Raw genomic sequence first — 12,280 nt, 5'->3', positions numbered from 1 at the left:
CATTTCGAGTGCAACGATAAATCTCCTTCAAAAATACTTTAAATTTAATTAGATTCTTCGTCCTACCTAATTGACCTAATAATATGATATATAATGGCATTAACACCATCCAATATGCTACCGCTTGGCACAAAGGCTCCAGACTTTAGTTTAGTAGACACCAAGGACAACCAAGTAAAATCCCTTGACGAATTAAAAGGAACAGCAGGCACCTTAGTCATGTTTATCTGTAACCACTGCCCTTTTGTAATACATGTAAATACTGAACTATCGCAATTAGCAAAAGATTACATAGCAAAAGGTATCAACTGCATTGCTATTTCTAGTAACGATATAGACAACTATCCGCAGGACGCACCTCATTTAATGAAGCAAAATGCCGTTGATCACCATTATATCTTTCCATATTTATATGATCAGACCCAGGAGGTTGCCAAAGCCTATGATGCAGCTTGCACACCAGATTTCTTTTTATTTGATAGCGAATTAATATTAGTTTATGCAGGTCAGTTAGATGACTCTAGACCTGGAAATGGTATTCCTGTAACCGGTAAGGATTTACGTGCTGCAATGGATGCTGTGATTGCCGGAAAATCAGTAAATCTAGATCAAAAACCGAGTATGGGTTGTAATATTAAGTGGAAATAACAAACTCCTTTTTAGATAACTAAAATTGCAAAAAGTGATACCTTATATATTAATTAAAATTCAATATAAATGAGAAAAATTCTATTTCTAATCTCCCTAATTTCTTTGTTTTCATTCAATTCAAGTCAAATTGAAAAAAGTATTGTTGGAAAATGGAAGGGTGAGGATGAAAAAAATAAAATTGGCTATATAATCTTTGATAGTGAAAGCTATGTTACAGTCGAAACGGACGGTCAAACTTTTGGTGGCAAAGAATTTGAAATGAATGGAGAAAAGGGTTCTATGAGTTATTCAGTAAATTTTGAGGTCGAGCCAATTGAAATTGATTTAATTATGACCAAGCTGGCAACAAATGAACAAAGAGTGATGCTATTGATAGCTGAGTTTAAAGGTAATGATACGATGATTGTTGCTAGTGATTTTAATTCAGTTAGACCGACAGAATTTAGTTCTGAAAATTCTATTACATTCCATCGTATCAAATAAAATTGTAAGAAAAAAACTTATAATATTCTATAATGAAATTTACTCCAATAGAAACTCAACGTCTTATCTTAAGATCTATAAATATAAATGACGCTCAAGACTTCTTTGAAATGGACTCTAACCCCAATGTTCACAGATATTTAGGTAACAATCCCGTAACATCCATAGAACAATCGAAAACATGGATTCGAGATATTTTAGAACAATATAAAAACTATGGCATTGGTCGACTAGCTATGATAAAAAAAGATACTGGGGAATTTATTGGCTGGTCTGGTTTAAAGTTTGAACGTGAATTACGACAAGAATTCAATTACTACGATTTAGGCTATAGACTTAAAGAAGACTTTTGGAGAAAAGGTTATGCTACTGAAGCGGCCTTAGCCTCCTTAGATTATGGCTTTAAGGATTTAAAGTTGAAAGAGATTTATGCAGCGGCCGATGTCAATAACCTAGCTTCAAATTATATTCTTCAGAAAATAGGGATGCAGCCTTCAGGGAATTTTACCTACGACAACAGCTTGTGCAATTGGTATGTTTTAAAAAACGAATTGGCATAATAACAAAACCCCTTCATAAAGGGGCTTTGTCATCAATCAAAAATTAGTCTAAACCATTTATAAAAAATTAAGTTTATTGTGTTCTTAGTTTAAAGTTGATCGGCACACTGTAAGGAACTCCTACTGGTTGGTTACGTTGCTTACCTGGTACCATTTTTGGCAATAGGCTTATGATACGTTCTGCCTCAGTCTCTAAAAGAGTATCTGGCCCTCTACTTTTTATCCTAGATACCTTACCGTGCTTATCTATTAAGAAGAATACGAATACTCTTCCCTGAATATTAAGATCTTGTGCGGCATCAGGATATCTAAAGTTTTTCTGTAAGTGCTCTTGCATTTTTCTTTGGAAACATGCTTTGAGTTCATCATTATTACCAGTACAACCAGGGAATTGTGGTACTTTCTCAATAACCGCAAAAGGAACCTCTATATCTTCTTCCACTTCCTCCACTTCTACTTCCTCCACACTTACCACGCGTTCTTCAATGATATCATCCTGTCCTATTTCCGTACTTTCAATTACAGTTTCTTCCACTTCCTCAACATCTTCTACAATAGTTATAGCTTCTGTGACCACTTGCTTCGGTGGAGGTGGTGGTGGAATATTAATTGTTGTAATGGGAATGTCTTCTTCTAATTGATCTGACAACATTAAGATGTCAATCTTAGTGGCTTCTGTTTCGTAAGTCTTATGTTCTAATCCTAAATATGTAAGGAGTAACATTACGTTTAAGCCAACAGCAAAATATAAATTGCTGTTTCGACCTACATTGGCTTTTGGGTTCTTTTTGACTTCCATGACGTTTAATTTTATATTATAAAGTTAATTATCATAAAGCGTAAAAAGTATGACATTTGTCATGTTGAACTCAAAACCTGTAATTTGACTCTTTAATAAACCACACCATAAATCGAATTAGCACATATCAATATGACATAATGATGACAAACATTTTAATTGTCGATGTTCTGTAAATCATCTATTATGAAACTTTACAAAATATTTTTAATTATGGGTATAGTATTAATATCCTGCTCATCAAATGACGACAGCTCAAAAAACAATGAAGAATTAGACACCGAAGTTCAAATTTCTTTTAGCGGAGACGATGTTGGTGTTTCTAATTTCAATTCTGTTGAACTTTATCTAGGTCAGCCGTGTGAAATACTAGAATTAGGAACTATTGACCAACTAGAAAGTGAAACAATTACTATTTCTTCATTTTTACTTCAACTTGATAACATTCAGCAATTTCAAGAGAACAATCCAGGTGCTACTTATTTTCATAATGGTACAAATGCAAATTTAATAGCTGCATGGGCTGTAATCAATTCGGAAACCTATATCGCAACGTCACTAACATTTGATATTTCCAGTGAACCATATCAAGAGAGTAATTGTAGTGATTATCATGGTCAGATTTTTAATATAAACTTTACTGCAGTTTTAGAATCATCAAATGCTAATTTGGCACCAATAACTATAACCGTTTCAACGATAGATTTACCAATAATTCCAAACAGTTGTGCTTGTTGAAACAAATCAGTCAAACAACTTATAGGTTGTCTAACTGATTGTCTTTTCCATCTTCACTAATCGTCCAAAAGAAGCCTACAAAAAAGAACTGATCTGTTGCAGGTCGTAAAGCGCGCCTATTAAATTGCCCATTCATATCTGGAGTATTAGCATATTGATACCCGTTAATATTATTGAATCCTAAGACATTATTTACTGAGAGATACAGTATTTTCTGCTGATCAATCAAGTATGCCCAATTTAAACTTATACTATTAAAAGGCTTAGTGCGTTCCGCTAAAAAATCATTTGAATTTGGATTATTGTATGGCCTACCAGAAGAAAAAGTATAATCAAAACCTATTTGACTTTTTAAACTTTCAACCCAATACTTACCAACTAAAGAAAAGTTGTGATTGGTTGCAAAATTTGGTTGTGCAGACGTTTCAAAGTTTCTGAAATTCCGTTCTGTATCCAAATAAGAGTAGCTTACCCAATAGTCTAAATTTTTAAAGCTCGTATTATCTCTCCAGAAGAGATCAACACCTAGGGCATAACCATCACCATTACTATTAAAGCTATTATTAAAAGTAGGAACATTATTAAAATTAGTAAAATTACTATCAAATTTTACTAGGTTATCATAATCTTTCCTGTAAGCTTCTGCTATTAATATTCTTCCATTCTTTGAATATTGGTAGTTTAAAATATATTGAGACGTTTGTTCTGCCCTTAAATCCTGTTCAAACTTTAAAATAGCACTACTAGGATTCTGAAAAAAGTTACCATAGGCTAAAGACACTTGTCCATTTTCAGACGTTTTATAGGCCAAAGCCGCTCTTGGTGCAATATCCGTCTGATTAAATATAGAGCTATGATCGGCACGTAGTCCAACTTTTAGTGCCAAGTCCTTTGAAAATATTAAATCGGCCTCAGCAAAACCGGCTGTAATATTATTTTTAAAACCATATGTAATATCTATTCCGTTATCCTTAAAATTCTCATCAAAATCGGTTAAAAATTGCTCTACACCAAAACTCAACTTAAAGCGACTGTTAAAACGTTTTTTTAGTTTTAGCTTTATATGTGCGGAGTTTTCACTGTCTTCTATATCACTTGTAATAATTCCGATTTCATTCTTTGCATACGTGTAACTTAATCCTGTATTGATAGTCCAACCATTTCCAAAAATACCTTTGTAAGATGCATTAAGATAAAAGTTATTATTATTCAGTTTAAAATCTACACCATCTTCAAAATTGATATCGTCTTGTGTAACATCGAGTGCAGTAACATCAAAAGCAGCATAGAACTTTAGCATGCCATTATTTAAACGTTGTCTAAACACTGTTTCACCTTGTGCTGCTTGAAACGGCTTTTCCCATTCGTTACGATTATTAAAAATTTCGAAATAAGGCCCAAGATTAATATACGAGGTACTAAAGCTAAGCGAAGATTTTTCCCATTTTTGAGTGTTACCCAAAGACGCACCAACTGTCATCAAACCAATATCTGTTTTTTCCTGATCTGGTTCATCAATTGAATTAAGCAAAACAACACCTGAAAGTGCTTGGCCATATTCTGCGGAATAACCACCTGTTGACAACGTTATACCATCAAAAAGAAATGGTGAATATCGCCCTCTAGTTGGGACATTATTTGGTGTTGGAGAATAAGGTGTAAAAACTCTTATACCATCGATAAAGATTTGCGTTTCTTCAGCACCACCACCACGAATAAAAAGACGTCCGTCCTCAACATTATTAGATGTGCCTGGTAATGTTTGTAAGGCTCCAACAAAATCACCTAATGCACTCGCTGTCGTAACAACATCTAAAGGTTTTAAAACTGATACTTTACTATTACTATTAGCTTCAAACGTACCAGCACTGAGAACAACAGCATCTAAGGATTCTACATCTTCTCTTAGCTTCACTAGTAGATTAGCCAATTTTGAAACATCCTCAACAATCGTCTTAGTCTCATAAGAAAGAAACGAAATGATTAGAGTTTGCGTACCTTCTTCTTCAGTTGTGAATAGAAATTCACCCGCTTCATTTGTTGTTGCACCATCGTAAGTGCCATCGAGATAGACATTGGCACCAACGATTGGTTGATTTTTATTATCAAAGACTTTACCTGAAATAGTCGTTTGCGAATAGCTTAAATTGATGAAGATTAAGCTTAAAATTAGGGTTAAATGTTTCATTTTTTAGCTGATGATTAAAAGTTCGTTTTTTAATTACTGTACAAACTTCAACTATTTTTATAATTCTTAGAATTCTATTTTACCGAACTGTAATATTTTAATGACGAATTGAATATATTTGAATTGAGTGCATTTTTATTACGTAAAATTGTAACAATACTTAATTTGTAGCTACAAATAAGTAACTAACCAATTTCATCAATTGAACAAAGAACTCGAACATCGTTTTGTTGAACAGTTGCAAAAGCATCAAAACATTGTACATAAGGTATGTCGATTATATACCAACAATGCTGATGCGCATAACGATTTGTTTCAAGAAATAACAATACAGTTATGGCGTGCTTACCCTAAATTTAGAGGTGACTCCAAATTTAGTACATGGATGTATCGTGTTGGTTTAAATACAGCCATTACGTTGTATCGAAAATCGAAACGTAGAATCAATACTCAAGAGTTTAACACTGTTGAATTTAAAATAAAAGCCGAAGAGTATGATGATACTGAAGAACAACAATTAAAATTGTTATACAAGGCAGTACATCAATTAAACGATATTGAAAAAGCTCTGGTCTTCTTGTATTTGGAAGACAAGGATTACAGAGAAATAAGTCAGACATTAGGTATAACCGAAGTCAATGCACGTGTAAAAATGAATCGTGTAAAAAAGAAATTAAAAACAATATTAAATCCGTAAGCGTATGGATGAATTAGAATTATTAAAGAAAGATTGGAAGAATGCCGAAAAGCATTATCCGAGTTTGAGTCATGATGAAATTTATAAAATGACACATTCTAAATCTTCGAGCATTGTAAAATGGATTTTTTATATCAGTTTAATAGAATTAGGCTTAGGGCTAATTTTGGCGCTAGTAAATCCTCGAATTGATAATGAAATTATTTATCCAACATGGTTAGAGGCAATTGGCTATTTCACCATTCCTGTGCTTATATATTTTATTGTTATGTTCTATAAAAACTATAAGTCCATATCTGCTACGGATAATGTGAGAAAACTCATCAAGAATATTTTAAAGACAAGAAAAACAGTAAAGTATTATGTGCTTTTTAATCTAATATTTACGGGTATATTTTCAGCTATTGCTGTTTTTATTGCTTATATCCAAGCTTCTGGTGGATATGAAAAATTCAATGAAACCGCTCATTTTAAAGAATATGCAATACTCGTTCTTGTCATTGTTCTGTTTTCCGCGTTATTTATTGCTATTGCATATGGTCTTTACTATTTGCTGTATGGTATATTATTAAAGCGTCTCAACCGAAACTATGATGAATTAAAAAAGCTTGAAGTATAAGAAGTAAATCATAGTTAAGCATGAATAGATTTCTAAATATCCCTAAAAGCCTAATCATATTTGGAGTACCATTGCTTCTTATCTTAGCCATGGTTTCCCTGACATTTTCCTCATATTTTAAAACACATTCTAGTTTTCTAAGTACTGCAGTTATACTAGATTTATTACTTACAGTTCCTTTTATATATTTTTTGCTTATTCGTAAAACATCGATACCCAAAACAACGGTAGTTCCGTTTATTATTCTAGGCATAGTTCTAGGCTCTTTCGTTATTCCTGTTGAGCATCAATATTACTTGGATCTTTTTAAAACTTGGGCACTACCAGTTATTGAATTATCCGTCTTATCATATGTTATTTACAACTTAGTAAAAACGATAAAGCTTTACAAAACCAATAAATCGCAGAGTAATTTAGATTTTTATTCGACCTTAAAATCAACATGTGCTGAGATTCTACCAAGACCTGCTGTCATTCCCGTTGTTAACGAAATAGCAGTGTTTTACTATGGGTTTATTCACTGGAAAAAACGAGAATTAAAGCCTAATGAATTCTCTTATCATAAAAATAGTGGTACCATTGGTTTGCTGGCTGCTTTAATATTTTTAGTCGCTATTGAAACTGCCGCGATACACTTACTACTAATTAAGTGGAGTACAGTAGCTGCATGGATTTTAACTGGATTAAGTATTTATTCTGGTATTCAAATTTTAGGTTTTCTAAAATCAATGACCAAAAGACCAATTGTAGTTGAAAATGATAAGCTCTATCTGCGCTATGGCATTATGAACGAAACTGCCATAAGTTTTGATAATATTGAGTCGATTGAATTGTCCATAAAAGACATTGAAATAAATAAAACAACAAGAAAATTATCGTTCTTAGGAAATTTAGAAGGTCACAACATTATTATCAAATTGAAAAAAGAACATACACTTACAGGTTTATATGGCGTCAAAAAGCCATTTACATTAATAGCTTTTCATGTAGATAACAAACAGGAATTCAAAAATCGAATTGAACGTATTTATAAAACTAAAACCGTATAAAGTAAACTACCAATCCCTTAACTCTTTATTTAAACGTTCTTTCTCCTCTAATTCTTCTTGAGGAATTACTTTTAAGAAAGAGGGATGCTGCTCAATGGCATATTCGATCTTTTCCACAATCTCCCCAATGGATTCATTTTCGTAGTCTATTTCCAAAGGCTGCTTAACTTCAAAAGATTGATAGATATTTTTCTTTTTAATACGTAATCCTTTTTTATCAAAAGAGCGCCTAAAACCGTCAATTACAATTGGGACGACCAAAGGTCTATATTGTTTAATAATATGTGCGGTACCTTTCCTAATAGGCTTAAAAGGTGTTGTTGTCCCCTGTGGAAATGTCACTACCCAACCATCGTCTAGAGCTTTCTTTATTGATGTAATGTCACTCATTTTTACTTGACGGTTCACATCCTTTCCTTGAGAACGCCAAGTGCGTTCGATACTAATAGAACCTGTATAAGCGAATATCTTAGGAATTAAGCCAGACTTCATAGTCTCCTTCGCTGCAACGTAATACATATTCAGTTTTGGATTCCAGAGATAACCCACATTTTTAATGTTATCCAATCGACCGCTCAGACTAGCATTAAACACATGGAACATGGCAATTACATCCGCAAAATAGGTTTGATGATTAGAAATAAAAAGTACGTTGGTTTCGGGTAGGTTCTTAATAATTTCAGAACCTTCAATTTGCAAATCATTGAAACCTCTAAAACGTCTATGCGTTAAAAGCCCTAAAATTCTTATGAGCCATTTTTTTACCCAAAGTATATGTCCAAAAGGATTGGTTTTAAATAATCCCATAGTTAGTGTTCAAAAAAGTTTATTAGTCAGTTAGTGACAAATGTAATAAATAAGATGCGCTATAAAACTTGTTTTAACAAGTCTTTTACTTCACCCAGCATCATGGCGGTAGCTCCCCAAACGATATGACCATTTAATTGAAATGCTGGTACATTGACCTCAACATTGTAAGAGGTGGATACTTTTGTAGTTATAGAATTAGCATCATCCAAAAAATCTTGAAGCCTCACCTCTATAATAGCTTCGACTTCCTCATCTTGTTTTACAAACTTAGGAGTCATCTCAGAAATGCCCATATAAGGATGTACAATAAAATTACTAGGTGGAATATATAAAGGTGACATCTGTTTAATCACATTTACCATATCCTCAGGCACGCCAACTTCCTCTTTGGTCTCACGAAGTGCTGTAAACATTAAGTCTTTATCTTCATCTTCATACTTCCCTCCGGGAAATCCAACTTGGGCAGAGTGCACACCCTTATAAGTCTTCCTAAGGATTAGTACTAAATGGGTTTCCACGGTTTTTGGATAAAACAAGGCCAACACACCAGCTTTTTTAGCGGTTTTAGCCTTTTCTTTCATACGCTCAGCCAACTCTAATCGGTAAGGCGGAGACATTTTGGCATGAGATATCTCACCAAAAAGTTTGAGATGTTCTATTTTTACGACAGATTCTAAAAACGTATCAAAAAGCATTTATGAAATTTCGATTGGTTGTAATTCTCGTTTTAATTTTATGGAATTGTGAAGATAAGCAAACTTCAAAACAAACAAATACCTCCAAACAAAAAGATACACTTGTCGAAAATGCAAAAGAAGTTCCAAAAAAGCAACGTACATCTGAATTTCCGTTACTAACTAACGACAACGCCATGGAATTCTTTTTGGAGTACTCTGAAGAACATAAGGAAAATAAAGTACGTATCATAACGGACTTTGGAGATATCGATATCTTACTCTACCATAAAACAAAGTTCCATCGTGCCAATTTCATTTATCTAACCAAACGCAAATATTTTGACGGCACGCAGTTCTACAGAGTGGTGAAGAACTTTGTGATACAAGGTGGCAGTAGCGATGGAGTAGATTTATATAAAAAACGACGCAAAATTGGTAAATATTTATTGCCTCCAGATACCAAGAGAGGCTATACGCATAAGCGAGGTGCTATCTCCATGCCAAGTAGCGAGATAGAAAATGCTTATAAATTAGCATCGCCTTTTCAATTCTTTATTATTCATCGTCCTGGAGGCGCAAAATATTTAGATAAGGACTATACAGTTTTTGGCGAGGTGATTTCTGGTATGGACGTTGTCGATAAAATCAATGCAGTCGAGACTGATGATGGTGATTGGCCATTGGATAACGTCTATATCAGGAAAGTAGAAATTATAAAATAATTAAGACGTCCTGTTTTCATTTTTTAATATCTTGTCTATCGAACTTTTCTTAAACTAACACATCATGATTTCTAAATCAATTAAAGTTGCTGTTCTAGGCTGTATTATTCTATTGACAAGTTGTAAAGAAGAACAAAAAAAATATGATAAATTAATGACCAACAATATACTTCTTCAAGAATGGGAAGGATCTTACCAAGGTACACCTGCCTTTGACAAAATGGATGTGGCTGACGTAAAGGAAGCTGTAGAAAAGGGTATGAAACTTCAACTACAAGAAATTGATGCTATCGCCAACAATGAACATGACCCCACGTTCGAAAACACCATCGCAGCTATGGAAAGTGCTGGAAAACCACTGGATCGTGTTTTTACCTATTATGGTATCATGAGTAGTAACATGTCTTCACCCGAATTTAGAGAAGTCCAAGCAGAATTAGCACCGAAACTTTCAGAATTTAGGTCCAAAATTTCGCAGAACGAAAAATTGTTTCAACGTATTAAAGCAGTTTATGACGCTTCACAAGAAAATCCACTAGAGTCCCAAGAACAGCGTGTTGTCGATTTAACCTACAAGCAATTCGAAATGAATGGTGCTAACCTTGATACCGAAAAGAAAAAGCGCTATGCCGAAATTAATAAGGAACTTTCAACACTCTATACCAAGTTCTCCAACAATGTATTACATGATGAAGAAAACTACGTAACGTATTTAACTAATGATCAACTTGGCGGTTTATCTGACAGCTTTATAAAATCCGCTGCCAAAATTGCTAGCGATAAAGGACAAGACGGTAAATACGCTATCACCAATACGCGGTCATCCATGGATCCTTTCCTCACCTACTCTACAAATCGCGATTTACGTGAACAAGTTTGGACAAACTACTATGCGCGAGGCGATAATGGCGATGACTATGACAACAATAAAATTATCGCTGAGATTTTGAAACTGCGTAAGGAGCGTGTTGGTCTCTTAGGCTATGATAATTACGCACAATGGCGATTACAAGATCGTATGGCAAAGAATCCTGAAAATGCCATGGATCTGATGCTTAAGGTTTGGCCTGCTGCTACGGCACGCGTTAAAGAAGAAGTAACGGATATGCAAAAAGTAGCGAATGAACTTGGTGATAATATTACCATAGAACCATGGGATTACCGCTATTATGCTGAAAAAGTTCGACAAAAAAAGTATGATTTAGATAGTGATGAAGTGAAACAATATCTACAATTGGATAAACTTACTGAAGCAATGTTCTTTGTGGCTGGCGAGTTGTTCCATTATAAGTTTACACCTGTTGAAGAAAGTTCAGTTCCTGTGTTTCATGAAGATGTCAAAGTTTGGGAGGTTACGGATAAAGATTCCGGTAAGCATATCGGACTTTGGTATTTAGATCCTTATGCTCGTGAAGGGAAACGCTCAGGAGCTTGGGCAACCACTTACAGAAGTTCCACAACGTTTGAAGGTGCTACTAATGTATTGGCGTCCAATAATTCAAATTTTGTGAAACCAGCTCCTGGAGAATCTGTTTTAGTATCTTGGGATGATGCCACGACGTTCTTTCATGAATTTGGTCATGCCCTACACTTCTTTGCTGCAGATGTAAAATATCCAACATTGCAAGGTGGTGTAAGAGATTATACTGAGTTTCAATCTCAATTATTAGAACGTTGGTTATCTACCGATAAAGTTATCAATCAGTTTTTAGTCCATCATGAAACTGGGACACCAATTCCCACTGAGTTGGTTGAAAAGATTAAAAAAACGTCGACATTTAACCAAGGTTTTGGTACTACGGAATATTTAGCCTCTGCCTTAATTGATATGAAACTGCACTTGGCAGATCCAACTAATATTGACATTGATAAATTTGAACGTGAAACTTTAGATGAGCTTGGGATGCCAAAAGAATTACCAATGCGACATAGAACACCGCATTTTGGACATGTCTTTTCAGGAGAGGGTTATGCAACAGCCTATTATGGATACATGTGGGCCGATGTATTAACCAGTGATGCATCAGAAGCTTTTAGAGAAGCTGAAGGTGGATTCTATGATAAAAATGTGGCAGACAAATTAGTAAAGTATTTATTCGCACCACGAAATGCTATGGATCCTGCAGAAGCCTATCGCAAATTTAGAGGTCGTGATGCCAAAATTGAAGCCTTAATGCGAGATCGAGGATTTCCTGTTCCAAAGAGTTAAAAAAATCAAATTATTAAAACTATAAAGACTATGAAATGTGTTTTTAGAGTAAATTAAAAGCCATTTACAAAGTGAACT

Annotated in this window: 13 protein-coding genes; 9 read left to right on the top strand and 4 right to left on the bottom strand. The window is 34.2% G+C overall.

Annotation, left to right across the window (positions count from 1 at the left end; all coding sequences use genetic code 11):
- The first annotated feature begins 93 nt into the window (after positions 1 to 93).
- From H7F21_RS11930 to H7F21_RS11920, 3 genes are all read left to right on the top strand, one after another.
- On the top strand, positions 94 to 648 hold the full coding sequence (locus tag H7F21_RS11930) for a thioredoxin family protein (protein WP_185789518.1): 555 nt from the start codon (positions 94 to 96) through the stop codon (positions 646 to 648).
- Positions 649 to 717: 69 nt separating this feature from the next.
- Positions 718 to 1,134, top strand: a complete 417-nt coding sequence (locus H7F21_RS11925) for a DUF2147 domain-containing protein (protein ID WP_185789517.1) — start codon at positions 718 to 720, stop codon at positions 1,132 to 1,134.
- Positions 1,135 to 1,166: 32 nt separating this feature from the next.
- Positions 1,167 to 1,694 carry a GNAT family N-acetyltransferase gene (locus H7F21_RS11920; protein WP_185789516.1) on the top strand — a complete coding sequence of 176 codons (528 nt, stop codon included), beginning with the start codon at positions 1,167 to 1,169 and terminating at the stop codon, positions 1,692 to 1,694.
- Positions 1,695 to 1,767: 73 nt separating this feature from the next.
- Here the strand turns inward: H7F21_RS11920 and H7F21_RS11915 are convergent, their stop codons facing one another.
- A complete protein-coding gene (locus H7F21_RS11915; RefSeq protein ID WP_185789515.1) occupies positions 1,768 to 2,493 on the bottom strand; it encodes an energy transducer TonB in 726 nt (241 codons plus the stop codon).
- 213 nt (positions 2,494 to 2,706) lie between these two features.
- On the opposite strand from H7F21_RS11915, the gene H7F21_RS11910 reads away from it, so the two are divergent.
- Entirely contained in the window at positions 2,707 to 3,231 is a 525-nt protein-coding gene (locus H7F21_RS11910; protein WP_185789514.1) for a hypothetical protein, read from the top strand.
- A 19-nt stretch (positions 3,232 to 3,250) separates the two neighbouring features.
- Here the strand turns inward: H7F21_RS11910 and H7F21_RS11905 are convergent, their stop codons facing one another.
- Complete coding sequence (locus tag H7F21_RS11905) at positions 3,251 to 5,419, bottom strand: TonB-dependent receptor (protein ID WP_185789513.1); 2,169 nt, start codon at positions 5,417 to 5,419, stop codon at positions 3,251 to 3,253.
- A gap of 202 nt (positions 5,420 to 5,621) precedes the next feature.
- On the opposite strand from H7F21_RS11905, the gene H7F21_RS11900 reads away from it, so the two are divergent.
- Genes H7F21_RS11900 through H7F21_RS11890 form a run of 3 tightly spaced genes read left to right on the top strand, consistent with a single transcriptional unit; the run spans position 5,622 to position 7,784 of the window.
- Complete coding sequence (locus tag H7F21_RS11900) at positions 5,622 to 6,116, top strand: RNA polymerase sigma factor (protein ID WP_185789512.1); 495 nt, start codon at positions 5,622 to 5,624, stop codon at positions 6,114 to 6,116.
- A gap of 4 nt (positions 6,117 to 6,120) precedes the next feature.
- Positions 6,121 to 6,735, top strand: a complete 615-nt coding sequence (locus H7F21_RS11895; RefSeq protein ID WP_185789511.1) for a hypothetical protein — start codon at positions 6,121 to 6,123, stop codon at positions 6,733 to 6,735.
- Between the two features lie 20 nt (positions 6,736 to 6,755).
- The gene (locus H7F21_RS11890) at positions 6,756 to 7,784 is read left to right on the top strand and encodes a hypothetical protein (RefSeq protein WP_185789510.1); all 1,029 of its coding nucleotides are present in this window, start codon (positions 6,756 to 6,758) and stop codon (positions 7,782 to 7,784) included.
- Between the two features lie 6 nt (positions 7,785 to 7,790).
- Here the strand turns inward: H7F21_RS11890 and H7F21_RS11885 are convergent, their stop codons facing one another.
- Together H7F21_RS11885 and H7F21_RS11880 are read right to left on the bottom strand one after the other, a co-directional pair.
- The gene (locus tag H7F21_RS11885; protein ID WP_185789509.1) at positions 7,791 to 8,591 is read right to left on the bottom strand and encodes a lysophospholipid acyltransferase family protein; all 801 of its coding nucleotides are present in this window, start codon (positions 8,589 to 8,591) and stop codon (positions 7,791 to 7,793) included.
- 59 nt (positions 8,592 to 8,650) lie between these two features.
- On the bottom strand, positions 8,651 to 9,289 hold the full coding sequence (locus tag H7F21_RS11880) for an NUDIX hydrolase (RefSeq protein ID WP_185789508.1): 639 nt from the start codon (positions 9,287 to 9,289) through the stop codon (positions 8,651 to 8,653).
- A gap of 2 nt (positions 9,290 to 9,291) precedes the next feature.
- On the opposite strand from H7F21_RS11880, the gene H7F21_RS11875 reads away from it, so the two are divergent.
- Positions 9,292 to 9,993 carry a peptidylprolyl isomerase gene (locus H7F21_RS11875; RefSeq protein WP_185789507.1) on the top strand — a complete coding sequence of 234 codons (702 nt, stop codon included), beginning with the start codon at positions 9,292 to 9,294 and terminating at the stop codon, positions 9,991 to 9,993.
- A gap of 64 nt (positions 9,994 to 10,057) precedes the next feature.
- Positions 10,058 to 12,202, top strand: coding sequence for a M3 family metallopeptidase (locus H7F21_RS11870; RefSeq protein WP_185789506.1), 2,145 nt, complete (start codon positions 10,058 to 10,060; stop codon positions 12,200 to 12,202).
- The last annotated feature ends 78 nt before the right edge of the window (positions 12,203 to 12,280 follow it).

This window comes from Winogradskyella flava, assembly GCF_014243395.1.
Taxonomy (GTDB): domain Bacteria; phylum Bacteroidota; class Bacteroidia; order Flavobacteriales; family Flavobacteriaceae; genus Winogradskyella; species Winogradskyella flava.
The sequence above is the reverse complement of the archived record's forward strand: the minus strand, read 5'-3'. Positions and strand labels throughout refer to the sequence as shown.